This window comes from Caulobacter sp. GW821-FHT09H08 (genome assembly GCF_059415885.1).
Genome location: NZ_JBWKOC010000005.1, coordinates 155,750 through 180,021 on the forward strand (window position 1 = coordinate 155,750; position 24,272 = coordinate 180,021).

Below are 24,272 nucleotides of genomic sequence, written 5' to 3' on the forward strand. Positions count from 1 at the left end.
GCGGCGCCGGGCGTCAAGCTTGCGCGCGGCGAAGCAGGTCGATCTCGGTCTTGAAGGCCATAAAGGCCTGAAGCGCGGCGCCCGATAGCGTCCGCCCCGCGCCGGACGGGCCGATCTGGGCGTCCAGGAAGGCCTTCGGATCGGTCGGCGCGCCGTTCTCGCGTACCTCGTAGTGAAGGTGCGGACCGCTGGAGACGCCGCTGTTTCCGGAAATGGCGATCACCTGCCCCTGGCGCACGGCCAAGCCCGCCCGAATGCCGGGCGGGAAGCCGCTGAGATGGCCGTACCAGGTCTCCAGCCCGTTCTCATGACGCAGCTTGAGCACCTGGCCAAAGCCGCTGGCGGGGCCGGCATAGGAGACCTCGCCATCGGCGGCGGCAAAGACTCGCGTGCCGATCGGACAGCCGAAGTCGATACCATTGTGATTGCGCACGACACCGGCCAGGACGGGGTGCTTGCGCTCGCCGAACAGCGAGGTGATCCGGGCGCCGTCGAGCGGCGTGCGCATGAAGCTGCGGCGCACGTCGCGGCCACGGTCATCGTACCAGGCCGCCTCCTCGCCCGCCGCGGTGAAGCGGTAGAGATAGCGGTCCTTGCCGCCGGCGCTCATGAACGCGAAAAGCAGATTGGGCGGGCCGACCGGATCGCCGCGGGGATCGTCCTGCTCCTCGTGGACGAGCTCGAACTGGTCGCCTTCGCGCACCTCCTGGGCGATGTCGAAGTCGAAGGCCAGGGCCTGGGCGAACTGGGTCATCAGGTCCGGATCGATCGCGCCGACCGCCGAGGCGTAGAGGCCGTCGCGATTGACCTGGGCGCGGGGGTGGGCGACCAGCCGGCGCACGAGGCCCGCGGCCAGCACGGCGACGACGAACCGATCGTCCTGGCGCGAGATCCGGTAGCCGACTCCGTCGCGGGCGCGCCGCAACTCCGCCTCTATGAGCGCCGCACGGCCTTGAGCTCCGGCCCGCAGGCGAAGGGTCAGCCTCATCCGCCCTGGATCCGGCCCGGCCTGGGCGCGCAGGGCCTCCACCGCCGAAGCGACATCGCCGGCGGCCACGCCATAGTTGGCGAGACGTCGCGCCAGCCCGTCATAACCGTCCACCGGCGGCGCGGCGTAGGTGCTCTCGGCGCCGGGAGCGGCGCTGGCCAGCGGGAGGGTCTCGCCTTCCGTCGGCCGGCGCTCGCGACGCCCAAACAGCAGCGCGCCGCCGACAAGGGCCGCCAAACCACCGCCGACCGCGATCAGCGCCACTCGCCGCGAAGGTCGAGCGTCCCTCCGGGACGCTGGAGGCGGCGCGACCCAGCTGCGGGGGTCGAAAGAGTCGGAGGCGGCGGCGGACGGCGGCGGCGCGCCCTCGCGCCGTCCGGGCGCAGCCCAGGTCCGGGGGTCCAAAGACGGTTCATCCGGCGGCATTTCGTCGTCCGGCGTTCGACGAACAGTCATTCGCCACTTGCTCCCTGCCCGCTCTGACCAATAAGGGTTTCAATCGGGGCTTCGCAATCGACATCGTTTGTCGTTGGGATTGAGTCGGGAGGGGACATGTCGGGTGAGAACCGTGTGGCCTGGCGCGAAGGCGCCTTCTTGCGCCCTCAACACTTCCAGCAGCAGGACCGGTTCGCCGAGGACCTGGTGGAGCAGCGCGCTGCGGTCCTGACGCCGTATCCCTGGGGTGTGCGGGAGCTCGTGATCAGTGAAAGCCTCCTGCAGCTGGGCAAGTTCGGGGTGGAGCGCTGCGTCGCTATCCTGCCGGACGGCGCCTGTGTCGACGTTCCGGCCCAGACGCCGCCGGCGCCGCTCGACATCCCCGTCTCGACTCGCGACCAGGTGATCTACCTGACGCTCCCCGCGCGGCAGCCCGGCGCGGTCGCGTTCTCCACCGCAGCCGATCCGGCGGTCCGCTACGTCGTCGAGGACGCTGTCCTGCACGACACCTATGCCGACGAGCGCCTGTCGGAAACGATCGAGGTGGCCCGCCCCAACCTCGCCTTCGGACTCACCGCCGAACACACCGACGGCCGTGTGCTCCTGGCCCTGGCGCGTGTGCGCGAGGTGAGCGGCGGCCGTGTGGTGCTGGACGACCAGTTCATCGCTCCGACGCTCGACACGCGAGCGTCCGAACGGCTGAAGGCCATGGTCGTCGATATCCTGGGCCGAGCCGAGCAGCGGGTCGACGAGCTGTCGGTGCGGGCGGTCGAGGCGACCCGGGGCGGAGCCGAGACTTTCGCCTCATTCCTGCTGCTGCAGGCGCTCAATCGCTGGCGTCCGGTGCTGGAACATCAAAGGTCGCTGCCCTCGCTGCATCCCGAACGCCTCTACGAGACCTTCGTGAGCATGGCCGGCGAGATCGCCACCCTGGCCCTGCCCCAGCGGCGGCCACCGAATTTCCCGGCCTATGACCACGAGCGTCTGCAGGCCACGTTCCAGCCGCCGTTCGAGCTCCTGCAAGCGGCCCTGTCGATGGAGATCGCCCGCTCGGCCGGTCAGTTCAAGCTGGAGCCGGTCGGCCCCGGCGCCTTCACCGCGCGGGTCGAGGACCACGGCGTCTTCCAGAACGGGGCGCTCTATTTGGCCGCCAGAGCCGCCGCCCCGCCCGAGGCGATGCTGGCCAGGTTCGCCTCGCTCGTGAAGCTGGGACCGGTGACGCGCATGCGCGAAATCGTTTCCAGCTCGCTGCAGGCCGGCGTGCGGATTACCCCGACGCCGACGCCGCCGCCGCAGCTCAGGGTCATGCCGGGCTTCCTCTATTTCGAGCTCGACCGGACCTCGCCCGACTGGCCCGAACTAACCAAGACGCCGGCGATCGGGCTGCACGTAGCGGGGGATTGGCCCGAGCTGGAACTTGAACTCTGGTGGGTCAAGCGGAGCGGGTCATGAGCGACCAGAAGGGCTCGGGCCCTAACCGCACGCTCTTCCAGCCCTCGCCGCTCGCGCAGATGCGCGAGACCGCCGCGGCGGCCTATCGGCCGCCGAGCGCCGCGCGGGGCGACGACATTCCCGAGGCCCCGCCGGGTCTGGCGCCGCGCAATCCCATGATGACCAGCGCCACGCCGTTGCTGGCCCTGCTCGCCTCCATGCGTTCGGCGCGAGCCCGCATGCGCCTGCCGGACCTGCACAGGCAGGTGACCGTCGACATCGAGCAGTTTCGCGCCAGCCTGTCGGGCATCTACACCGAGGAGGAGCTGCGGCGGGCGACCTATGCGCTGGCCGCCACCGCCGACGACATCGCGCTGAACCTGCCCTTCGAGCCGGCGGACGTCGCCGAGTGGGCCCAGCGCAGCATCGTCGTGAGGTTCTTCCACGAAGCGATCGGCGGCGACCGGTTCTGGAGCCTGCTCAACGAGATGGTGGCGCGGCCTCGCGAGAGCGGTCACCTCCTGGAGCTCTATCATGCCTGCATGGGGGCCGGGTTCGAGGGCCGATACCGGGTCATGGCCGGCGGCCGGGCTCAGCTCGAAGCCCTGATGCAGCAGGTCTTCAAGGCGCTGCCGCATCCGCCAACCCTGTCGCGGGTCGAGCTATCGCCCCACTGGCGCGGCGAGGACGCGCCGATCAACACCGTCACGCCGTGGACGCGAGTGGCGATCACCGCCGCGGCGACCCTGGGCCTGCTGCTGGTCGTCTATCTGGCGCTGCATATCTGGCTGGGCCTGGCCGGCCGCTCGGCGCGCGAGGCGGTCGCCGCCTTGATCCCGGACGATCCGCTGACCCTGTCGCGCCGCGCCGAGCCCGTGAAGCCGGCGGTCAGCGCCCAGGCCGACGGCCTGCGCCGACGCCTGGCCACGCGCATTCGCGCCGGCGAGGTCGAAGTGCTCGACGAGCCGGGCGCGATCCGCGTGCGCACCCTCGTGCCGGGCCTGTTCGCACCGGGATCCGACAGCCTGATGCCGGCCTATGCCGGACTGTTCGAGGAAGTGGCCCAGGCGCTCAACGCCGAGCCCGGACCGGTCCGTATCGAGGGCCATACCGACTCCGACCGCCCGCGCGGCGGACTGACCTTCACCGACAACCGGCAATTGGCTCAGGCGCGCGCCGACGCGGCCGCCCGCATCGTCCGCGGCGCCCTCACCGACAAGAGCCGCGCCGTCGTCGCCGAAACCTTCGGCGACAGCCGACCGCTCAGACCCAACGACAGTCCCGGCGGCAAGGCGCGCAATCGTCGGGTCGAGGTCGTCATCGAACGGAGCGGCCGATGAAGCGCCTCACGACGTTCCTGCGCGACTGGTGGGTGCTGTCGATCGCCGCGGCGCTGCTGGTGGCCTTGCTGGCCGCCTTCGTGCTGCCGCTCCTGATCCATGGTCTTCGCCCCTGGCCCTGGCGGCTGGCGTTCGTCGTGGTCGTGGCGGCGGTCTGGGGCGTGGCGGCGGCGCTGCGCCTGCTGGCGGCGCGACGGGCGAGCGAGCGGCTGGCCGGCGGCTTGGCTCAGTCCTCGCCGGCCGAGGACGAGGGCCGCGTGCTCGACGACCGCATGAAAGCGGCGATGGCCAAGCTGAAGACCGAGACCGGCGCAGGCCGCAACTACCTCTACAGCCGCCCCTGGTACGTGATCATCGGCTCTCCCGGCGCCGGCAAGACGACCGCGCTGCTCAATTCGGGCCTGCGGTTTCCGTTCGCCGACAAGGCGCTGGAAGGCGTGGGCGGCACGCGCAATCTCGACTTTCTGTTCGCCGACAAGGCCGTCCTGGTCGATACCGCCGGGCGCTACACCAGCCAGGATTCCCACGAGGCGCGGGACAAGGAAGGCTGGTCGCGATTCCTGGCCCTGCTGCGCGCCAACCGACCTCAGCAACCGATCAACGGCGTCTTCGTGGCCGTGGCGCTGGACACCGTCGTCGGCGCCGACTGCGCGACCATCGATCGCCTGGCCGACACCATCCGGCGGCGGCTGCGCGAACTGCGCGATGGTCTGGAAACCCTCGCCCCGGTCTATGTGGTGTTCACCAAGACCGACCTCATCAGCGGCTTCCGCGAGTACTACGACGATCTGGACGTCGAGGGCCGCCGCGCGGTTCTGGGCGCGACCCTGCCCTTGGGCCGCAAGTCCGAACCGAGCGCCCTGGCGGTGGCCTATGACGAGGTGGCCCAAGCCGTCGCCGACCGCGTGTCGGGACGGATCCAGGCCGAGCTCGACGCGCGACGGCGCGGGCTGATCATCGGCTTTCCAGCCCAGCTGGAATGCCTGCGCGACGCCGTGGTGCGCCTGCTGACCGGAGCCTTTCCGGTCGAGGAGGAGCAACCGTCCGGCCCGCTGCGCGGCTTCTATTTCACCAGCGGCCTGCAGGAAGGCGCGCCGCTGGACGCCCTGCTTGGCGACAAGGCCGCCCTGGTCGACGGCGATGGCGAGGGCGCGCAGGTCGGCCGCGGCCGGGCCTATTTCATCAACCGCTTGCTGAACGAGGTGGTGTTTCGCGAGGCGGGCCTGGCCCACCCAACCGCCCGGGCGCGGGGCAAAAGCACGGCCCTGGTCACCGCCGCCTATGCCGGCCTGGCGGCCGTCAGCGCGCTTCTACTCCTGGCCTGGACGGCCAGCTTCATCGCCAATCGCGGCTTCCAGAAACGGGTTCAGGTCGCCGCCGAGGCGCTTGCACCGTCGCTGCAGGGCCTGGACTTCCGTGAGGTCAGCGCCGCCGATCCGGGCCTGGTCGAGGCCTTGCCCGCGCTGGAGGGGCTGCGCGCCCTGCCCGGCGGCTATGCCGCTCGGCGCCAGAAGGGTTTCCCCAAGATCCCGCTCGGCCTTGGTCTGCACGACGATGGTCTGAGCCGGGACGTCGAGGAGGCCTACCGCGACGGACTGCAGCGCATCCTGCTGCCGCGCCTGATGCTGCGCATGGAGGATTTCCTGCGTGACAGCCAGGTCCCGCCGGTCGAGCTCTATTCGGGCCTGCGCGCCTATCGGCTGCTGGCCGGGGACGCCCCGGCCAAGATCCACGATCGCGACATTGAAAGCGTGTCAGGCTTCGTCACGGCCGACTGGCGGCGATCGAGCCTTTCGGGAGAGGACATGGCCAGCGTGCGCGCCACGCTGGGCGAGCATTTGCAGGCCCTGCTATCGGACCCTGAGATCGGACGGGTCTGGGGCGGCGCGCGCCAGGCGCCTTTCGACCCGGCCCTGGTCACCAGCACCCAGGCCGCCCTCCTCACTCGCCTGACGCCCGGGCAGCGAGGTTACGCCATCCTGCGCGACCTGCCGGCCAGCGGCGCGGCCTGGCGCCCCAATCTGCCGGCGGCCAAATACCGGGCCTTCGCCAACCCCGCGCGGGTCCAGGCGCTCTCGGTGCCGTTCCTTTTCACGCGCGAGGGCTACATCAAGCAATACCAGGCCCGGCTGCCCCGCGTGGTCGAGCAGTTGGCGGATGAGAGCTGGGTGCTGGGCGATCAGCCGCCGCCGCCAACGGCGCGCGTCGCCCTGTTCGGCGAGATCGGCCAGGCCTATACGGCCGAATACAGCCAGCGCTGGCGCGAGGTGCTCTCGGCGCTGGCCCCTGCCGACTATGTGCGCGACGACGCCGCGGCCCAGGCCCTGCTGTCGCCCCCCTCTCCTCTAGGCGTCATCCTGGCCGACGTGCGGCGGCAGACCAACCTGGCCCTGCCGGGGAAGAAGCCGGCCCAACTGGCCGGGCTCGACGCCGGGGCGCGGGTAACCGCAGACTTCGCTGCCTTGTCGAGCTTCGATGCGACGGCCTTCGTTAACCTGGTTCGACAGGTGAAGGAGGCCTCCCTGCGGCCGAGCTCGGACCCGACCGCGGCGGCCGCCGTGCAGGAGGCCAATTCGAAGCTGCAGATGATGGCGATGAGCCTGCCGTCGGACGATCTGCGCCCCTTCGTAGCCGGCGCGGCCGGCCGCGTCAGCGAGGCGGGAGTGTCGATCTCGGCCGAGGCGCTCAAGCAGGAGTATCAGCAGACCCTGTTGCCGACCTGCCAGCGCGTGACCGGCCAAGCCTATCCGTTCGTCCGCAGCGCCGCGACCGACGCCAGCCGACGGGAAGTCGCCGACTTCTTCGGACCCAACGGGGCGCTGGACCAGTTCGTCAAGGCCAAGCTTGCTCCGCACATCGATCTGGGCGGACCGTTCTGGCGATGGCGGCTGGAGGATCCTGTAGCCCAGCGCCTGGTCTCCAGCCCACAGCGGTTCCAGGAGGCGCGCGACCTGCAGTTACTGATGTCCGACGGCCTGCAGATGCAGATGACCGCCGTCAGCTTCAGCCCGGGCGTCAGCGCCGTGGAGGTGCGCATCGGCAGCTCCACGCACGTGTTCACCCGGGGGGATACGCGGCCCGTGGATTTCAAGTGGACGCCGAACGACAACGCCACCGCCAGCGTCACCTTCCAGGGCACATCCGACTATGTCTATCAGAGCGGTGAATGGGCGCTGTTCCGGCTGATGGGACCGCCTACCCAGCTGGTCAACAGCGGGGACAGCCTCAGGGCGACCTTCGCGAAGGGCAGCTCCTCGGCGACGTTCAGCGTGGTGCTGCCGCGCGGCCTGCGCAATCCGTTCCGGGACGGCCCCTGGGGCTTCCGCTGCCCGGCGGAGCTCTAACATGGCCTCGCCCTTCCTGTTCGGAAAGCTCCCCGCCCACGGCGACTTCGTCGCGCGCGGCCTGACGCCTGAAGCCGAGCGCGTCTGGGACGACTGGACCAGCGCCGAACTCGAGATCGCGCGCGATCGACTTGGCGAGGCTTTCGCCGGCGCTCACGACGTCACCCCGCCCTGGGGGTTCGTGGCTGGCCCCGGCCTAGCGAGCGAAGCCTGGTCCTGCGGGGCGATCGCCGCCTCGGTCGACGCGGCCGGCCGTCGCTATCTGATCGTAGCCGGGATCGACGGCCTGAGCGGCGCCGACGCGGCCTTCGTCGGACTGAACCTCGTCCAGGCCGCCGAGGCGACCATCCGGGCGATGCTGATCGAAGCGCTCGACGCCGATCTGGGCCTGCAACGGCTAGCCGAGATCGCGCCGCCCCCGCAGTCGCTTTCCGCCGCCGCCGCGCTCGCCGCAAGCTCCGGCCCAGGCGTCTGGTGGTCGCTCGCCGGCCTTGAGCCGCCAGTCGTGGACGCCGACCCGCCGCAAGGTCTCGTCGCGGCGGTTATTGAACGTGTCGCCGGACTCCTGGAGGAAGCCGCATGAGGTCCAACCTTCGCTTTTCCGCAGCCCACCAGACCCACGAAGGGCGGGTGCGCAGCGCCAACGAAGACTCCTTGATCCTGCGCAGCGACATCGGCCTCTGGGCCGTGGCCGACGGCATGGGCGGCCACGAGAACGGTCAGTGGGCCTCGCGCACCGTGGTCGCGGCCTTGGGCGAGGTGGTCGCCACGGGCGACTTCGAGAGCGATCTGGCGAGCGTGCGCCGCGCCCTGGATACGGCCAACGACCGCATCCGGACCCAGGCCGAAGCGCAAGGCGCGCGAATGGGCTCCACGGTGGTGGTCCTGGTCTCGGATGGTCAGCGCTTCGGCTACGCCTGGGTCGGCGACAGCCGCCTTTACCGGCTGCGCGATCAACGGCTCGAACAACTGACCCGTGACCATACTCAGGTGCAGGACATGATCGACCGGGGGCTGATCACGGCCGAAGAGGCCCAGGGCCACCCTATGTCGCACGTTCTTTCCCGCGCCGTGGGCGTGGAGGCTGACCTCAAGGTCGAGATCCTGGGCGGAGACCTGCGCTCCACCGACGTCTTCCTCCTCTGCAGCGACGGGCTCAGCGGCCAGGTCACTTCGGCCGAGATCGAGGCGCATCTGCTGGCCTCGGACCCGAGCACCGCCACGCGGGCCTTGCTGGCGCTGACCCTTGAACGGGGCGCGCCTGACAACGTCACCTTGATCACCGTGGCCTGCGAGGAAATGACCGCCCTGACCCTTCCGGGAGTCGACTAGACCATGGCCAAGGCCCCCAAGGACGAAGACCTGGCCAAGACCGTGTTCGAGCCCCTGCCCTCGGACCGCGGACCGGCGGTCGAGGACGATTGGCTGGCGGGCGGCGGGCAGGCGCGGGCTACGCCGAAGGCCTCGGCGCAGGCCGAAAAACCCAGCGTGCCCAAGGCTCGAAAGGGCCGCAAGCCAGCTGCCCCCCAGGCCACGGTGCTGCAGCCAAGCCTGCCGCCGGCCGCACCGGTTTCGTACGCGCCAGGCGCACCCATGGCCCCGCCAGGCGCCGCGCCACCGGGCCGGGTGGCGATCGGGTCGGTGCTCAATCACATCTACGAGGTGCGACGCTTCATCGCCCGCGGCGGCATGGGCGAAGTCTACGAAGGAGTCAACGTCAACACCGACGAGCGCGTGGCCATCAAGGTCGTGCTGCCGCACCTCGCCGCCGATCCCAACGTCCAGGCGATGTTCCGGAAAGAGGCCCGCACCCTGACGCGCCTCAGCCACCCGGCGCTCGTGCAGTATCGGGTCCTGGCCAACGAGCCGACGCTAGGAGTGCTCTACATCGTCACCGACTTCCTGGACGGGGTCGGGCTCGACCAGTTGATCGGCCGCCTCAAGCTGTCCCAGGCCGACTTCCTGGCCCTGACCAAGCGTCTGGCCGAGGGCCTCAAGGTCGCCCACGACCTGGGCGCCGTTCACCGGGATATCTCACCCGACAACATCCTGATCCCAGGCGATCGGATCGAGGCGGCGACCATCATCGATTTCGGCATCGCCAAGGATCTGGAGGCTTCCCACGCCACGATCGTCGGCGACGGCTTCGCCGGCAAGCTCGCCTTCGTCGCGCCCGAGCAGTTCGGCGATTTCGGGCGTGAGGTCGGACCCTGGACCGATATCTACAGCCTGGGCCTGGTCATGCTGGCGGTGGCCGGCGGCAAGAATGTCGACATGGGCACCACCTTGGTGGAGGCCGTCGATCGTCGCCGCGCGGGGCCCGACCTTTCGGTGCTCTCGCCGGCCTTGCGGCCGCTGTTCGGCCGCATGCTGGCGGCCGATCCCAAGGCCCGCTTCCGGACGATGGACGAGGTTCTGCACGCGATCGCCACGGTCGGCGACGCGCCGTTGAGCTTCCCCAGCGGATCTCCCAAGGCCAGCAAGGTCAAGGCGCCGGCCCGGCAGGCGACGCCTGGTCAGGGCGAGAACGAGGCGCGCAAGCCGGCCGGGTGGCTGACGCCGCCGGTCATCGCCGCGGCCGTTGGGGTCGGCGTCCTGCTGGTCGGCGCGCCCCTGGTTTACAACGTCATGAAGGACAACGACCACGCCGGGGGCGCGGCGGCCGCCTCGACCATCGACGAAGGCCTGCGCGCCGTGCAATGCGCCTGGCTCGAGCAAGACGGCGGACCCGAAAGCACGCGCCTCAAGGGCGCGGCCCAGGCCGGTTTCGAAGGGCCGACCAGCCAGAGGGTCGCCAATGCCGATCTCTCGGGCGTGCTGTTCGTCGCCGGCCAATCCTGCGCGCTCCTGGAAGCGGTTCGCCCGCTCAAGGCGCCGACCCTGACCGGGGCGGAATGGGTAAAGGCCGCCAGTCCCGCGTTCACGCCCGCCCGCCAGGCCGAGTGCGGTGGCGATCCACGCCAGGCCCTGGCCTTTGTCGACGTCGATACGGCGACGGCCAGCGGCGAGGACATGGCGCTCTACCTCCTGCGTCCGGGCGGCACCGTTCAGGCGATCTTCCGGAGCAAGTTGCAGATCCAGCCGGGGGCCGGCGCGATCGCCAAGGTTTCTCCCGCCGGGGCCAATCGGACTCGCATCGGTCTTTGCAACGACCAGCAGGGACCGTACGGCCTGCTCGCCCTGCGGGGCGCGGGCCCGTTCACCAGCGAGAGCGGCGGCCCGATCGCCGAGCGGCTGGCCAGCGAGGCCAAGGCCAAGGGCTGGAGCAGCCAGATGGATTGGTACACGGTGGAAGCACCGCCCGCAGCGCCCGCGCCGCCGCCCGCGCCGGTCGCCACCGCTGCTCCTCCGCCGGAAGCCGCGCCCGAGCCGGTCCGCGCCGTGGTCAAGGCCAAGCCGAAGCGGGTCGCGGCGCGTCCGGTGGCGCGCGAAAAGCCCGTGGAGAGAGCGCCGGAACCACCGCCCAAGCCGGTCAATCGCTGCAACGCGGCGATGGGCTGCTGAGGCGGTTCAGCGCGAGGGCGGCGGCAAGGTCTCGACAACCAGCCGGCCGCCCTCGAGGCTGTATCGCAGGCTCCCCGCCCCGTCCTCGGTTTCGACGATGTAGCGATCGATGTCGGTAAACCAGCCGGCCAGCTCGGCCGACTCGACCAGCGGCAGATAGGTCCGAAAGACGCGCGGATCCCAGAACCGGAAGAGGACGGGCCCGACCCCGTCCGGCAGCTTGGCAAGGGTGAAGTGGCGCAAGCGCCGCCGGACCGCCAGCAGGCTCGCGCTCGACGACAGCAGCAGGCCCCAGGAGCGGCCCCATCCCTCGCCACGCCAGAGTCTGGACAGCGGATCGGTCGCGCCAAGCTCGACGACGTGCGGCGACACCGCCTTCACGTCCGGGTGCAACTTGCCCTCGAACAGACAGGCAGCGGCCTCGGGCTCCAGCCGCGCTACGTGAGCATTGAGGCCCGGGTCGGCGGCGAGGTCGAGGACGGCGTAGAGGCGGGGGGCGGCGGACATCAGCGCACGATCGTCCAGCGTCCGTCGATCTTTGACAGGTAGGGGTCGATGGCCATCGCTCGTTCGCCCGCACGAGCCCGGACGACGGGACCGTCCCGAGTCACTGGATGCACGACACGCCCGCCTGCCATCGCTTCCAGTGTCAGTGTGTCGCCGTCGTAGGGCTCGACGGCAAAGGTCGGATCCGCGAAGAACTCAGCCAGGAATCCTGCATACTGAGCGCGGTAGCGCGCCGGATCGTCGCCAACTGCAAGCGCCATCTCCTCCAGCTGGATCGCCTGAAGCGCCAGCACCTCGTCGGCGCGGCGCTCGACCAACGCCGTGCGCAGGCGCCGGATCAGATTGTCGATCTGAGCGCGATCCACGCCGCTCAGCGTGAGCGTAGGCGCTTGCGCCCAGCGCCAAGTCTGACCGTCGAAGGGAACGGTCTCCTCCAGGACCAAACGTGGCGTGGGGGCCAGCAAATCGCGTTCAGCGTTCCATTCATAGGTCAAGACTGCAGGCGTGGCGGCGATCTCCCCCCCCCGCGGGACGATACGCACGGCCATGAAGAAGGAAGCCGCTCCCTCGGCGACCTTCGCCAGTCGGACTTGCAAGCGATTGCCGCCGGGCAGCGCCCAGCCATTGAGCCGCCGATTCTGGCGTAGAGATCGCCGGCCATCTGAAGAAAAGACGACCACGCCATTGAGTTCCACCCTTGCGGCCAGACCCTCGACATCCAATTCGAGCATCAGAAGCGGCAGCGACGGCATCTAGCTTTTCGCCTCATCGAAACGCCACTCGGCCTCGTCGGTGTAGCCTGGCCAGAGCGTCGCAGCGCGCTTGAACTCAAGCGCCCACGGCATCTCCACCGCCACGTCGAAACGGCCATCGCCCACGACCCACTTCACCGTCGCCGCGGGATAGTCCTGATGCGCGGGTTCAACCGATATGGAGGCGCCAATAGTTCCCTCGATCGTGATCGAGACCTCCTCACCAACGCTAGCGCCCGCTCCCAAGCCCAACCGAAACTCTCCTCCACCTTCGACGATATTGGTTTTCCAAGTCGTCTGCTTTTTACCCGCTTCAGGATAGGGCCAATACTGCCAGGCCAAGGAGGTTTGGACTTGGCAAGATCCCTTCACGGTCACGTAGGCTTCCACCTTGACGACCTTGTTTAGCGGCCAGGGTACGGGTTTGTAGAAAGGCAGTTTGGCCGAGCCGGCAAAGAGTGGGCTGAAGCCACCCGATACTTTGCGTTCGTTGTAGCACCGCCAGTCCTTAGCCTCAGACCACTTGGTGCTGAGAGCCAGACTGCCGTGCAGGAACTCGAATTTCTTTCCCTCCTCGTCGCCGAACGCGGCGCCGGTCTTGGTAAAGATGTCTTCGATCGACTTGATCGCCTTCATGAAGTCGATCGAAACGCTCAACTCTTCCGGCGGGTAAGCCAGCACGGTGATCGAGCCGGCGCTACCGCCACAGCTCTCGCCATTGACCGTGTAGGAAACGTGGTCGCTTCCCGGCGCGGCCGATGGTCGTTGGCCCAGCGGCGTGGCGTCGAAGGTGGGACTGGCGTTCTTGCCGGCGGCGTTGGTATGACCCGATACCGTCCAGGCCGGGTGGACCCCGCAGCCGCCCTTCATCTTTAGGCTACCCGTGATCTTGTCCGACCAGAGGGATCCGCCGGGCACGACGCAGAGAATGTTTTCGGAGCCCGCGGAGCGGCCATGCGAGCACGCCAAGGTCAGGGAGACAACTTCGCAGGTCTTGCTCGATGGCCCGATTGTCGCCCCTTGCGGCGCAGACGGGCCCGCCGGAGCCGCGGATGTAGGCGGTTTGGCCGTGACCGCCGCAGGCGCCCCCTTCAGCATGGGCGCCGAGAGCTTGGCATTGAGCTTGCCCACGGCGTTCTGGAAGCAGATTTCACAGAAGGGCGCTCCGGCCTTGAAGGCCGAAATCAATGTCTCCGCCTGCGCCGCGAAGTCGGCGAAACCCAGCACTGACACCGCAGCGCCCCCTCCACCGCCGCCCTTTGTCTCGCCGATCAACACGGTCGGCAGACCCGCCACGATGGCGCCGCCGTGCGCGGTCTGGTCACCCATCCGGGCGGCCGGCTTCTTGTTGACGAAGACGCCCGTAGACCCAACGGCGATGACGTCCGGCGGCCCGTTACAGACAGCCAGATCTCCGACCCGCGCCTGGGGCAGCTTGCCGGTCATGACATTGGGCGAACCCATCGCCACCGGACCACCAACATGTGGAACCGGCCCAGGATTGACCATTGGGCAGACGTGCATGTCGGTGATGCGCGCGGCGGGTTTTCCCATGAGGCTATAGACTTATCGTTTCGGCAATCATTGCTTCAGCGTCAGAGGGGAACCTGACAAAAAGCTGCCTCCCATCAAACCTGTCCCGCATCACAGATTGGAGGATTTTAAGATAAATACCTAGATCTCGAATATTGTTGGCCATTGGCACGTCGTCATGCAGAAGCCAAACCTCCACGGCACATTCTTCAAGGAAATCCTCCAAGCACTCCTCGAACGCATCCCAATTATTTCCAAAATATTCCGGAAATTTCATTTCATTGTAGAAAAATTCGAATAAAGAATATTTATCACATATGTCTCTTTTCACAGAGATTATGTGACTCTTGCCATCTCTCAAAATTTTCTTTCCAAATACAAATTCTTTCATCACTTTATCTCTATAAAAGTCTTATAGTGATCTGGCGAATACCAAGCTCTTTTTGAAACATCGTCTACAATAATTCTTTCAGCATTCCGCGACGCCCCTGCCTGCGGCAGCGGATCAATGTCATACTCCTTATAAGCCCCCCCTTTCGGGAGCCCACCATCGCGGTTTTGGAAAGTTCTGCCTCCCTTATAGCCCGGCGGGGCCCTGCCGGTCTTGCGTACCGCTTCAAGCGTCTTGGTTGCCCTACTGGGTACTTTCGTTTTGCCGATTGCTACTTTGCATGTTTGCAGAGCCTTCTTGCCCAACTCCTTTGCAGACACAGCCGCCCTTTTCGCTCCTTCGATTGTCGCCTTACGCAGCGCGGGACTCTTAATAGCTGCCAATACGGCTGCACCCGCGCGCGCCAGAAGAGCCAACATTTCTAACTGACCTGATGCTCTATCTCGGCGACCAGCCCAGCCATTTTCGCGAACTGATCAAGGTCCGAAGAATGAAGGTATTCGGCGACATCGGGGTGTTCAAAGAGATCGAGACCTGCACTGAGAGCGAGGACCGCAAATTGTACAAGTGGAACTGGATCATCGATGCCGAACCTTGCTGCAGATTGCTCGGACGTTTCGACATGTTGCCATAGCACAGCGTCACTCAGATTTTCACAAAGCTCTGGCACATCTTTCCGCAGGAGGTTTACGAGCCGCTCCCGGACGCGCGCGGCTTGCGCAGCTTCGAAAGCATCGAGTTGCCGCTGCGCTATGAGAACTGCTCTCGGCACTACCACCCCCTCCCTGCAGCCCGCTCATAAGCCTCCCGGAACGCCTTCGCGAAGACGTCCATGAAGGCCTCGTCCGAGCCCTCGACAACGCCCTCGAACTCGCGCTCGTAGGCTTTCCACAGCGCTGCCTCTCTGGCGCCCGGGAGGATCTTGCTCAGGATCCCGCGATGCTCGGCGCGGTCGCGGATCGCGCGGGGCGAGAAGCGGTCGAGGGTCGAGCGCAGCGCGCCCTGCATGGCCGCGAGGGTGGCCATCTGGTGGGCTTGCAGGTCCTTGAAGGCGTCGTCGATGGCGCGGTCGGCCTCGAGATAGCCGCGCTGGGACGGCCCGAGCAGCTGAGCCAGGGCGAGATCCGGCGTGCGGGCGAACTTGAGCGGGTTGTTGCCGTCCGGATTGAAGGCGGTGCCCTGGGCGCCCAGCTGGGCCTTGGCCCGCGCCCGCGCCTCGAGCATCACCACCAGTCCAGCGACCAACCGCCGTAGCAGCGCGCCCGCGTTCGCACCGGCCTTGCCCGGCGGGCCAAGCTCCCCCTCGTCGAGACCCGCCGCTTCCAGCAGCGCCGTCCAGGCCGCCTCGGCGGGGCTGATCGAGGGGGCGGCCTTGGCCGGGGGTTGAGGCGCCGGATCGACGGGCGGAGCGGTGGCCGGAGCCGGTGCGCCCCAGCGGCTGTCGAACCCGCCTCGGCCCCAGTCCACGCGATTGTTGGCCTCGAGCTGAGCCCAGACATCGACGGCCGGACCGGCCGGCGGCGGCGGAGTCCAGGCGTCCGCCAGGGGGCCGCGCCCGCTCAGCGCCGCGGCGGGTTGCACCCAGGAATCGTCGTGTTCGGCCGTACCGAAGGTTCCGGCCGGTTGCGGCGTCCAGCCTGCCTTGGGGGCCGAAGCCTCTACGTGCCAATCGGAGACGGGCCGCGGCTCGGGGGCCGGCGGCGGGGCCGGCGCATCAAAGCCGAGCCCTTCGCGGCGAACGGGCGCAGGCTCCGGCGGGGCGGTGTCCCACCACCCGCCCTTGTCGGTCGAGACCGTCGGCGCCGGAGGCGCAGGGGTATCGGCCACCTGCGCGGAGATCCGATAGTGGCCGATGGCCAGGTCGTCGCCGTTGGCGAGGCGATGGGGCGCGCTCAGTCGCTCCTTGGAGCCGTTGATAAAGAGGCCGTTGGTCGAGCGGTCGTTGATCCAATAGCCGCCGTCGCGGAACTCCACCTCGCAGTGGGTGCTGGAGATGTAGTTGCGCGGGTCGGGCAGGCTCCAATCGGCGTGGGGCGAGCGGCCGATGACCGCGCCGCGCCGATCCAGGCGCAGCTGGATGTCCTCGCCGTTGTCGAGCGTCTCGATATTGGTAATCGACAGGGTCAGGCTCATCGGGTCATCCCGCGCGTTCGGCCGCGATCGCCGAGCCGAGATCCAGCGCCGCGGCGAGGGTGGCGTCCATGTCTTCGCGACGCGCCGCCGCCGTGAGAATGGCGCCGGCGGCGAACCGCCCGGCCGCGTCGCGCGGCGCGGGCAGGATGTCGGCGTCGGGGGGCGCGATCGAGCCGCCGGAGAAAAAGGCCGACAAGGCGGCGAACCGGGCGGGACTGTCGGCCTCGGCAGCCTCGGCGCTACCCTGAGCGGCGCGGCGGCGTTCTTCCGACGGATCCTCCACCCACAGCAGGGCTGAACGGAGGGCGGCCTGGTCGCTCGCGTCGCCCAGCCCGCCCAGATCGCGCACGGCCCGCGCGGCCCAGGCCACCACCTCCCAGCGCGGCAAGGCCTGGGATAGGAACTCGACCGCCTCGGCCTGGCGGCCGGCCGATCGCAGGGCGCTGAAATAGGCATGGGGCGTGTCGCCGGCCGGAGGATCGCCGGGCGCGGCCGTCCAGCCGAGCACGGCGGTCACCTGCCCCGCCTCCGTCCATTTCACCCTGGTCCAGTCCCCCGACACCCCAGCCTCCTAGTTGATCAGCACGATCATGCCATTGATGGTGAAAGTCATGCCGGCCTTGAGGTCGGCGGTCAGGCCGGCCTTGGCCGCCAGCGCCATCTTGGCGTCGATCTTCACATTCAAGCTGGTCATCTCGATCGCCGAGGGGGTCAGCTTGATGCTGGTCTGCCCGACCTTGAGCTCGATCGACTGCTTGGCCTCGATGACCGCCTTGCCCTTCGAGATGGTGACGTTGTAGTCGCCGCTCGAAACCGTCGTGCGGCTGTTGCCTTTCTCGACCGTCAGAGTGTCGTCGGCATGGATCGTGGTCTTGCGCGATCCCTTCTTGACCTTGCGGGTCTCGTCGCCGGTCTCGACCTCCAGGCCTTCGTGGCGATGGACGACGGCGGTGCGGTCGCGGCCGACCCGCTGCTTCTGGTCGCGGCCGATCTTCTCTTCATGATCGAGCCGCACCCACGTGCGTCGATCGCGCTGGGCATGGAGGAAGACCTCTTCCTTGCCGCCGGCGTCCTCGAACCGCAGTTCGTTGAAGCCGGGCTCGCCGGCCTTGGGCGGCTCTTCGGCCTCCGGATAGCTCCCGGCCTTGCCAACGGTGCGGGACTTGATCGTCGAGACCGTCTTGCGATCGGGCAAGACGTAGGGGTGCATCTTGTCGGCGTTGTAGACGCGGCCGGTGATGATCGGCCGGTCCGGGTCGCCGTCGAGGAAGTCGACGATCACCTCCTGGCCGATCCGAGGCAACATCACGGACCCGAAGCCGCCGTCCGCCCAGCCCTGCGAGACGCGCACCCAGCACGAGCTGTTCTGCAGCCACTTGCCGTCCCGATCCCAGAAGAACTGAACCTTCACGCGACCGTAGGCGTCGGTATGGATGGTGTCGTCGGTCGGTCCCGGATCCTTCAGAGGGCCGACGACGCGCGCGGTCTGCGGGCCGCCGACCATCGGCCGTGGTGTCACCCGAAGCGGACGCCAGCGATGGGCGAACGGAACCGCCTCGATATGGACCTCGAGGACGTGATCATCGCCCTCCCCCGATCCATAGGACTCCCCGGCAAAGACGTGGGTGACGCCGACGAGCAGATAGTCGCCGTTCAGCCGCGCCTGGGGATGGCGCACCAGGGTCAGCTTGTCGCCGGCTCCGATCTCGAAGCTATCGCCCTCGCCCAGGAACCGCTGATGCTCGGCCCGCAGGCCCTGCAGACGGATCTCGGCCTCGCGCCGGCTCTCGGCGCCCAGCTTTCCCGGCTTGACCACCGCGCCTTCGGACAGCGCGCCTACGCCGGCCGGGAAATCGTAGAAGGCCGCGCCGGGGTTGGCCGGGCCCTGATCGGCCGGTCGGGCGGCGCCGGCGTTGCGCTCGCGCGGATGCAGGAAATGGTGCTCGCCCACGTCCACGGCCGAGACCGCCGTGGAGAGGCGCTCGGACCAGCGCCAGATGTTGAGCTTGCGCCGTCCGCGATCGCCGCTGTTGGAGACATAGTCCACCGAGGGCGTGTTGGGCGGTGCGTGATGGCCGGACGGACCATCGCAGATGACCATCACATGGCGGCCAGCCTCGTGACGGAAATAGTAGTAAAGGCCTTCGTCCTCCAGCAGGCGCGCGACGAAGGCGAAATCGGTTTCCCGGTACTGGACGCAATATTCCCGGCGGGCCAGCACGCCTTCCAGCGACGAAAAGTCGTAGTCGGCGAAGCCCGCGTCGGCGAAGACGGCTTCGATAATCTCGCGGGCGGACTTGTCCTGGAAGATCCGGACATCGCTGCGGGCGTGCAGCGCATAGAGCCAGGGCCGAACGGTCAGTTGATAGCGGACGGCCGTCTGGTCGTCGTCGTGACGCTCGACCTGATAGAGTAACCCGTGAAAGGGGCGCGCCACTTGGCTCTTGGCCGCCATGGCGATGGTCACGGGTTTGTAGAGGACGGGCGCGAAGTCGATCGGCTCGAGCGCCAGGACGTCGAGGGTCAGGGTGAAGGGCTCGCTCAGCCGGCTGGCCAGCGTGAACCGTTCCAGCGCCAGCTTGTCGCTCAACGACTCCACCGTCACCGAGGCAAGACGCCCCGCCTGACTGAATGATTGCGCCATGATCCCCGGTGCGCCCCCTCGCCGTCGCGACGGCCCCAAAAGGACATTGCACCGACAGAACGCCGTTCATCAAGCTGCGGGCCAACTCAAAGTGGCAGGTTGCGCAACAAACACGTCCGAGCCTAAGCTTCACGGCGAAAAGGCGGGCCGTGCGAGACGCGACGCCCTTGGCGCGGATGGTTGCGGGGGCGACGGATGCGGATCGATGTGGAGGCCTTGCTAGCGCCGATCTCGCCGGATGCTCCAGCTGGCGTGGATCTGGCCGATGACCGCGATCGCCGGGCGATCGACGATCTCTTCGAGGCCATCCAGCGCCTGGACTTCCAGGAAGAAGAGCCCAACTGGCGCACGGTCACCGAGAAGATCGTCGGCCTGCTCGGTCAGTCCAAGGATCTCTGGCTGGCGGTGTATGTGTGCCGCGCGGGCGCGCGGTTGGGCGACCTGGAACAGGTCGTCGACGGGACGCGCCTGCTCGCGGGCCTGTTGAGCGCCTGGGACCAAGTCTATCCGACCATCGAAGATGTGGGCGCCCAGGGGCGCAAGTCACGCTGCGCGGAGCTTGGCCAACGCCGCGCCTTCCTCAGCGCCTTCGAGGCGACCCCGCTGCTGCGCGATCCGCGTCACGGATCCTTCGCGGCGGCCGACCTGGAACGTCTGGCGGGGGCCGACGCGGGCAGCGACGTCGGTTTCTCGCGGATCATGGAGAGTGATGGCGCGGCCAGACTGGCCGAAGCAGCCGCATCGCTGGACGCCATCGCCGCGGCGATGGCCGAGTGCGACGCCCAGTTCGGAGCGCATACTGAATCCTCGGCCGACCGCCCCGATTTTGGACAGCTCTACGAAAGCCTGCGGCGGATGAAACGCGCCATCGCGCCCTTCCTCGGCGCCGAGGCGGCGACCGAGGCCGCTGATGAACCCGCCGCGGCCGCGCCCGTCACGACGCCGGCTCCCGCTGCGGCGGCCGGCGCGCCGAGCGCCATTCGCAGCCGAGACGACGTGATCAAGGCCCTGGACGCCATCTGCGCCTACTATGCGCGGCAGGAGCCCAGCAGTCCGGTGCCGCTGGTCCTCAAGCGCGCGCGCGCCTGGGTGAATCTCGATTTCCTGACCGTGCTGCAGGATATCGCACCCGACAGCCTGGGCGACGCCAGACGCGTGCTCTCGCAACGTGAAAACGAGTAGCGACGACAATTGAAGGCTTTGAGAAACGCCGATTGTTGATCTACGGTTGAAGAGCGGCGTTCGTGGACCAGCATTCTTTGAGCGGGCCGCGAAGAAGGGGGACAACATGAATACCAAGAGCGGTCAGCGCTTCATCAAGGAGAATCGCGCCCCTCGCGTTCACATCGAATACGAGGTCGCGACCGGCAACGCTCGGCAGACCGTCGAGTTGCCCTTCATCATGGGGGTGATGAGCGATCTGTCGGGAGCGTCGTCGAAGGAAAAGCCCTCGCTCGACAAGCGCGCTTTCGAAGACGTCTCGATCGACAATTTCGAGCAGAAGATGCGCGAGATCGCGCCCCGGGCTCAGTTCAACGTCGAAAACACCCTGACCGGCGACGGCAAGCTGGCCGTCGGTCTGGATTTCAGAAAGCTGGACGACTTCTCGCCCGGCGCGATCGCCGAGAAGATCCCCGCGCTCAAGACCCTGCTCGACGCGCGCAAGCAGCTGAACGACCTGATGCTGTACATGGACGGCAAGGACGCCGCCCAGAACCTTCTCGACAAGATCCTGCAGAACAAGGAGCTGATGGAGACGCTCGCGGCCGAAAAAGCCGCCGCCGACAAGGCTGCCGCGGAAAAGGCTCAGGCCGACACCGCCGACAAGGCGCCCGAATAGCCGTCCCCTTCAAGCGTCACGCACTTCCGAAAGGCCCACGACATGGCGCAGCAGTTCGAACAGAAGACCGCCGGCGCGGCCGAAGTGGTCACTGTCGATAATTTCGCGGAACTTCTCCAGCGAGACTTCCGGCCCACGCCCGACCGGCACGCCTTGATCCAGAACGCGGTCCGCACCCTGGCCGAGCAGGCGCTGTCCGACGACAAGATCATCAAGGACGATGTCTTCGAGACCGTCGACGCCATCCGCGCGGCGATCGACAAGAAGCTGACCGAGCAGGTCAACAAGATCATCCATCATCCCGACTTCCAGGCCCTGGAATCGGCTTGGCGCGGGCTGTGGTACCTGGTGGGCAACACGCCGACCGGCAAGGACCTGTCGATCCGGGTGATGAACATCTCCAAGGAAGAGGCCCGCAAGTCACTACGCCAGTATCGCGGCGCGGGCTGGGACCAGAGCCCGCTCTTCAAGAAGATCTACGAAGAGGAATTCGGCGTCCTGGGCGGCCAGCCCTATGGCGCGGTGGTCTGCGATTACTATTTCGATCACAGCGGCCCCGACATCGACCTGATGAAGGCCCTGACCCAGATCGGCGCGGCCGCCCATACCCCGTTCATCGCCGCCGCCGCGCCCTCGATCCTGGGCATGGACAGCTGGCAGGAACTGTCCAACCCGCGCGACATCGCCAAACAGTTCGAGGCTCAGGACTACAGCGGCTGGAACTCGTTCCGCGCCTCGACCGACAGCCGATACCTGTCCCTGACCATGCCGCGGTTCCTTGGGCGTCCGACCTATGGCGCCAAGGGTGAGCCGGTCGAGGAGTTCGGCTTCGAGGAGCAGACGGGCGGGGACCACGACAAGCACCTGTGGGTGAACGCCGCCTACGCCCTGGCCGTGCGCATCACCGACTCGTTCAAGACCCACGGCTGGTGCACGCGCATCCGGGGCGTGGAATCCGGGGGCACCGTCGAGGGCTTGCCGACCGCCGCCTTCCCGACGGACGAGGGCGGGGTCGACTTCAAGTGCCCGACGGAAATCGCCATCAGCGACCGCCGCGAGGGCGAGCTGTCCAAGGCCGGCTTCATGGCCCTGCTGCATCGCAAGAACACCGATCAGGCGACTTTCGTCGGTGGCCAGACCGTGCATGCGCCCGCCCGCTACACCGACAGCGACGCCACCGCCAACGCCAACCTGTCGGCACGCCTGCCCTACATCTTCGCGGCCAGCCGCTTCGCTCACTACCTGAAGTGCATCGTCCGCGACTGGGTGGGGTCGACGCGCGAGGAAGCCCAGCTGCAGAAGGATCTGCAGAGCTGGATCATGCAGTATGTCGACGGCAATCCGGAGAACTCGACCGACGAGGTCAAGGCGCGCCGTCCGTTGAAGGAGGCCGACATTCAGGTCGTGCCCGACGAGGACAACCCCGGCTTCTATCGGGGCACTTTCAAGCTTGTGCCGCACTACCAGTTCGAGGGCATGGATGTCGCCCTGAGCATGGTGTCGAAGCTGCGGAGCGCAGGTCAGTAAGCGTTCACCGTCACACTCACCCGGCCCGTGGGGGGCCAGGCAACGGAGATGATCATGGCTCAGGTTGATGCGTTTCTGAAACTCGAAGGTATCAAGGGCGAGTCCACCGACAGCAAGCACAAGGACGAGATCGAAGTCCTGAACTGGTCGTGGGGCATGCAGAACGCCGGCACGGGCCACTACGGCGCCGGGTCGGGCGCGGGCAAGGTGCAGGTCAGCGACATCACGATCTTCAAGCGCGTGGACTCCTCGACGCCGATCCTGATGAAGTCGTGCGCCAAGGGCGATCACGTCAAGAAGGGCACCCTGGTGGTTCGTAAGGCCGGGGGCGACCAGCTGGAATATTTCAAGATCGAGCTGACCGACATCCTGGTCTCGTCGATCCAGGCCCATAGTGATCAGGGCTCGCCCCTGCTGCTCGAACAGGTCGCGCTGAACTTCAAGACCTTCAAGGTCATCTACACGCCGCAGACGGCGTCCGGCGGGGCTGGCGCGCCCTCCGAGTTCGGCTACGACCTGGCGGCCGGCAAGTCGATCTAGGCGCTCAGCTTCGGGGGCTTTCGATGTTGGCAGCCGACGAGCGGCTCGCCGCCGGCGACCTTGATGGCGCGCGGGCGGTGTTGGTGGAACGTGTGCGCGGCAACCCCGCGGACACGGCCGCCCGCATGTTCCTGCTGCAGCTGATGATGCTCTGCGGCGAATGGGACAAGGCTGTCGCGCAGGCAAAGGCTCTGGCCAGCCTCAACCCCGAGGCCGAGATGCTGGCGGTGCTGTGCAATCAGCTGATCGCCGGCGAGCGTCAACGCGAGGAGGCCTTCGCTGGCCGCCGACCTGTCAAGGTCCTGATCCTGTCCGCGCCTTGGGTCGACGACCTCGCCCAGGGCCTCACCGCCTGGGCGGCGGGGGACCTGGACACGGCGCGATCCTTGCGCGACGCGGCCTTCGACGCCGCCGCCGATACGCCCGGGGAGGACGAAGGCCGCGACTTCGACTGGGTCGCCGACGCCGACCCGCGTTTTGGCCCCTGTCTCGAGGCGCTGATCGCGGGCGAGTGGGGCATTGTGCCCTTCGAGGCCCTCGCGGCGATCGAGAGCGACGGGCCCCAGGACCTGCGCGATCTGGCCTGGCTGCCGGCGCGCCTGGAACTGCGTTCGGGTCAGTCGATCGCGGCCTTCCTGCCGACGCGTTATCCCGGCGTGGCTCAGGAGGCCGGGACATTGCGGCTGGCGCGCGAGACGGCCTGGCGTTCGACGCCGTACGGCGATCTGGGCGCGGGTCAGAAGCTGCTGGCTTTCAGCGATGGCCGAGAGGCGCCGATCCTGTCCCTTCGCCGTCTTTCGATGCGGGACCTGGCCTAGTGGCGCCCCGGTTCACCCCTACCCTCCTGGACAAGCTGATCAGCGGCGAAGCGCCTCGTGGCTTGTCCGACCATCTCGAAGACGAGGAGCGCGGTCAAAGCTCGACGGCGTTCGTGCCGAGCACCCTGCGCTTCTACACCGTGCCCAATATCGAGCGGTTCGGCGAGAGCGCGCTGCGCGCGACGGTGCGTCGTGAAATGGCCTGGCTGCTCAACACCACCAATCTCGGGGCGTCGATCGACTTGCAGCCCTTTCCGCAAGTGGCGTCCTCGGTGCTGAACTATGGCGTGCCGGATCTGGCCGGGCAGTCGGTGTCGGACTGGGCGATCGAGGCGCGGGCCCGCGACATCCGCACCGCCGTCGAGGCGTTCGAACCGCGCATGGACAAGGCCTCGCTCGTCGTGCGCGCCCGCGCGGCGGGCGAGCGCGAGAACGCGGTGACCTATGTGATCGAAGGCGAGGTTAGAGGCAGCACCGGCGCGGCTCAGGTCCGACTGCTCACCGACGTGGAAGCCGATACCGGAGCGGTCAAGGTGCGGGACTAG

22 protein-coding genes are annotated in these 24,272 nt (G+C 67.8%); 12 read left to right on the forward strand and 10 right to left on the reverse strand.

Going from position 1 to position 24,272, the window contains the following annotated elements; translation table 11 throughout:
* Positions 1-13 precede the first annotated feature (13 nt).
* Positions 14-1,252 carry a peptidoglycan DD-metalloendopeptidase family protein gene (locus AC07NN_RS18595; RefSeq protein ID WP_494644357.1) on the reverse strand — a complete coding sequence of 413 codons (1,239 nt, stop codon included), beginning with the start codon at positions 1,250-1,252 and terminating at the stop codon, positions 14-16.
* 288 nt (positions 1,253-1,540) lie between these two features.
* Here AC07NN_RS18595 and tssK point away from each other — a divergent pair, with 288 nt between their 5' ends.
* Genes tssK through AC07NN_RS18625 form a run of 6 tightly spaced genes read left to right on the forward strand, consistent with a single transcriptional unit; the run spans position 1,541 to position 11,042 of the window.
* Positions 1,541-2,875: a type VI secretion system baseplate subunit TssK gene (gene tssK, locus AC07NN_RS18600; RefSeq protein ID WP_494644360.1), complete on the forward strand. Its 1,335-nt coding sequence runs from the start codon at positions 1,541-1,543 to the stop codon at positions 2,873-2,875.
* Complete coding sequence (gene icmH / locus AC07NN_RS18605) at positions 2,872-4,194, forward strand: type IVB secretion system protein IcmH/DotU (protein ID WP_494644364.1); 1,323 nt, start codon at positions 2,872-2,874, stop codon at positions 4,192-4,194. Before tssK ends, icmH begins: the two co-directional genes overlap by 4 nt.
* Positions 4,191-7,538 (forward strand): type VI secretion system membrane subunit TssM, encoded by a 3,348-nt coding sequence (gene tssM, locus AC07NN_RS18610; RefSeq protein WP_494644368.1) that lies wholly within the window; start codon positions 4,191-4,193, stop codon positions 7,536-7,538. Before icmH ends, tssM begins: the two co-directional genes overlap by 4 nt.
* Before the next feature lies 1 nt (position 7,539).
* Positions 7,540-8,121 (forward strand): type VI secretion system-associated protein TagF, encoded by a 582-nt coding sequence (tagF, locus tag AC07NN_RS18615; RefSeq protein WP_494644370.1) that lies wholly within the window; start codon positions 7,540-7,542, stop codon positions 8,119-8,121.
* Entirely contained in the window at positions 8,118-8,870 is a 753-nt protein-coding gene (locus tag AC07NN_RS18620; RefSeq protein ID WP_494644372.1) for a PP2C family protein-serine/threonine phosphatase, read from the forward strand. Before tagF ends, AC07NN_RS18620 begins: the two co-directional genes overlap by 4 nt.
* 3 nt (positions 8,871-8,873) lie before the next feature.
* On the forward strand, positions 8,874-11,042 hold the full coding sequence (locus tag AC07NN_RS18625) for a serine/threonine-protein kinase (protein WP_494644377.1): 2,169 nt from the start codon (positions 8,874-8,876) through the stop codon (positions 11,040-11,042).
* A 6-nt stretch (positions 11,043-11,048) separates the two neighbouring features.
* Here AC07NN_RS18625 and AC07NN_RS18630 read toward each other — a convergent pair whose 3' ends face one another.
* Genes AC07NN_RS18630 through AC07NN_RS18670 form a run of 9 tightly spaced genes read right to left on the reverse strand, consistent with a single transcriptional unit; the run spans position 11,049 to position 19,002 of the window.
* Complete coding sequence (locus AC07NN_RS18630; protein ID WP_494644381.1) at positions 11,049-11,549, reverse strand: DUF4123 domain-containing protein; 501 nt, start codon at positions 11,547-11,549, stop codon at positions 11,049-11,051.
* A complete protein-coding gene (locus AC07NN_RS18635; RefSeq protein ID WP_494644383.1) occupies positions 11,549-12,301 on the reverse strand; it encodes a hypothetical protein in 753 nt (250 codons plus the stop codon). The genes AC07NN_RS18630 and AC07NN_RS18635 overlap by 1 nt, the downstream gene beginning before the upstream one ends.
* Complete coding sequence (locus AC07NN_RS18640) at positions 12,302-13,855, reverse strand: PAAR domain-containing protein (RefSeq protein WP_494644385.1); 1,554 nt, start codon at positions 13,853-13,855, stop codon at positions 12,302-12,304. It lies immediately after the preceding gene.
* 4 nt (positions 13,856-13,859) lie between these two features.
* Positions 13,860-14,225 (reverse strand): barstar family protein, encoded by a 366-nt coding sequence (locus AC07NN_RS18645; protein ID WP_494644387.1) that lies wholly within the window; start codon positions 14,223-14,225, stop codon positions 13,860-13,862.
* Positions 14,225-14,644 (reverse strand): ribonuclease domain-containing protein, encoded by a 420-nt coding sequence (locus AC07NN_RS18650; protein WP_494644389.1) that lies wholly within the window; start codon positions 14,642-14,644, stop codon positions 14,225-14,227. Before AC07NN_RS18650 ends, AC07NN_RS18645 begins: the two co-directional genes overlap by 1 nt.
* A 2-nt stretch (positions 14,645-14,646) precedes the next feature.
* Complete coding sequence (locus AC07NN_RS18655; protein WP_494644392.1) at positions 14,647-14,997, reverse strand: hypothetical protein; 351 nt, start codon at positions 14,995-14,997, stop codon at positions 14,647-14,649.
* Positions 14,997-16,358 (reverse strand): type VI secretion system-associated FHA domain protein TagH, encoded by a 1,362-nt coding sequence (gene tagH, locus AC07NN_RS18660; RefSeq protein WP_494644393.1) that lies wholly within the window; start codon positions 16,356-16,358, stop codon positions 14,997-14,999. The genes AC07NN_RS18655 and tagH overlap by 1 nt, the downstream gene beginning before the upstream one ends.
* A gap of 4 nt (positions 16,359-16,362) precedes the next feature.
* On the reverse strand, positions 16,363-16,875 hold the full coding sequence (locus AC07NN_RS18665) for a DUF6931 family protein (RefSeq protein WP_494644395.1): 513 nt from the start codon (positions 16,873-16,875) through the stop codon (positions 16,363-16,365).
* Positions 16,876-16,929: 54 nt separating this feature from the next.
* The gene (locus AC07NN_RS18670) at positions 16,930-19,002 is read right to left on the reverse strand and encodes a type VI secretion system Vgr family protein (RefSeq protein WP_494644398.1); all 2,073 of its coding nucleotides are present in this window, start codon (positions 19,000-19,002) and stop codon (positions 16,930-16,932) included.
* A gap of 195 nt (positions 19,003-19,197) precedes the next feature.
* Between AC07NN_RS18670 and AC07NN_RS18675 the strand changes: the two genes are divergently transcribed.
* The 6 genes from AC07NN_RS18675 (at position 19,198) to tssE (ending at position 24,272) form a co-directional block, all read left to right on the forward strand.
* The gene (locus AC07NN_RS18675) at positions 19,198-20,184 is read left to right on the forward strand and encodes a type VI secretion system protein TssA (RefSeq protein ID WP_494644400.1); all 987 of its coding nucleotides are present in this window, start codon (positions 19,198-19,200) and stop codon (positions 20,182-20,184) included.
* 106 nt (positions 20,185-20,290) lie between these two features.
* A complete protein-coding gene (tssB, locus tag AC07NN_RS18680) occupies positions 20,291-20,842 on the forward strand; it encodes a type VI secretion system contractile sheath small subunit (protein ID WP_494644402.1) in 552 nt (183 codons plus the stop codon).
* 42 nt (positions 20,843-20,884) lie between these two features.
* On the forward strand, positions 20,885-22,369 hold the full coding sequence (gene tssC / locus AC07NN_RS18685; protein ID WP_494644405.1) for a type VI secretion system contractile sheath large subunit: 1,485 nt from the start codon (positions 20,885-20,887) through the stop codon (positions 22,367-22,369).
* Between the two features lie 54 nt (positions 22,370-22,423).
* Complete coding sequence (locus tag AC07NN_RS18690; protein ID WP_494644409.1) at positions 22,424-22,909, forward strand: Hcp family type VI secretion system effector; 486 nt, start codon at positions 22,424-22,426, stop codon at positions 22,907-22,909.
* Positions 22,910-22,932: 23 nt separating this feature from the next.
* Positions 22,933-23,727 carry a type VI secretion system accessory protein TagJ gene (locus tag AC07NN_RS18695; RefSeq protein WP_494644411.1) on the forward strand — a complete coding sequence of 265 codons (795 nt, stop codon included), beginning with the start codon at positions 22,933-22,935 and terminating at the stop codon, positions 23,725-23,727.
* A 62-nt stretch (positions 23,728-23,789) separates the two neighbouring features.
* Entirely contained in the window at positions 23,790-24,272 is a 483-nt protein-coding gene (gene tssE / locus AC07NN_RS18700) for a type VI secretion system baseplate subunit TssE (protein WP_494644414.1), read from the forward strand.

Coding starts and splice junctions, on each gene's coding strand:
- tagF (WP_494644370.1), top strand. CDS start 7,540: ATGGCCTCGCCCTTCCTGTTCGGAAAGCTCCCCGCCCACGGCGACTTC.
- AC07NN_RS18635 (WP_494644383.1), bottom strand. CDS start 12,301: ATGCCGTCGCTGCCGCTTCTGATGCTCGAATTGGATGTCGAGGGTCTG.
- AC07NN_RS18640 (WP_494644385.1), bottom strand. CDS start 13,855: ATGGGAAAACCCGCCGCGCGCATCACCGACATGCACGTCTGCCCAATG.
- AC07NN_RS18675 (WP_494644400.1), top strand. CDS start 19,198: ATGCGGATCGATGTGGAGGCCTTGCTAGCGCCGATCTCGCCGGATGCT.
- AC07NN_RS18695 (WP_494644411.1), top strand. CDS start 22,933: ATGTTGGCAGCCGACGAGCGGCTCGCCGCCGGCGACCTTGATGGCGCG.
- tssK (WP_494644360.1), top strand. CDS start 1,541: ATGTCGGGTGAGAACCGTGTGGCCTGGCGCGAAGGCGCCTTCTTGCGC.
- AC07NN_RS18650 (WP_494644389.1), bottom strand. CDS start 14,644: ATGTTGGCTCTTCTGGCGCGCGCGGGTGCAGCCGTATTGGCAGCTATT.
- AC07NN_RS18625 (WP_494644377.1), top strand. CDS start 8,874: ATGGCCAAGGCCCCCAAGGACGAAGACCTGGCCAAGACCGTGTTCGAG.
- tssB (WP_494644402.1), top strand. CDS start 20,291: ATGAATACCAAGAGCGGTCAGCGCTTCATCAAGGAGAATCGCGCCCCT.
- tssM (WP_494644368.1), top strand. CDS start 4,191: ATGAAGCGCCTCACGACGTTCCTGCGCGACTGGTGGGTGCTGTCGATC.
- tagH (WP_494644393.1), bottom strand. CDS start 16,358: ATGAGCCTGACCCTGTCGATTACCAATATCGAGACGCTCGACAACGGC.
- tssC (WP_494644405.1), top strand. CDS start 20,885: ATGGCGCAGCAGTTCGAACAGAAGACCGCCGGCGCGGCCGAAGTGGTC.
- AC07NN_RS18630 (WP_494644381.1), bottom strand. CDS start 11,549: ATGTCCGCCGCCCCCCGCCTCTACGCCGTCCTCGACCTCGCCGCCGAC.
- AC07NN_RS18670 (WP_494644398.1), bottom strand. CDS start 19,002: ATGGCGCAATCATTCAGTCAGGCGGGGCGTCTTGCCTCGGTGACGGTG.
- AC07NN_RS18690 (WP_494644409.1), top strand. CDS start 22,424: ATGGCTCAGGTTGATGCGTTTCTGAAACTCGAAGGTATCAAGGGCGAG.
- AC07NN_RS18620 (WP_494644372.1), top strand. CDS start 8,118: ATGAGGTCCAACCTTCGCTTTTCCGCAGCCCACCAGACCCACGAAGGG.
- icmH (WP_494644364.1), top strand. CDS start 2,872: ATGAGCGACCAGAAGGGCTCGGGCCCTAACCGCACGCTCTTCCAGCCC.
- AC07NN_RS18645 (WP_494644387.1), bottom strand. CDS start 14,225: ATGAAAGAATTTGTATTTGGAAAGAAAATTTTGAGAGATGGCAAGAGT.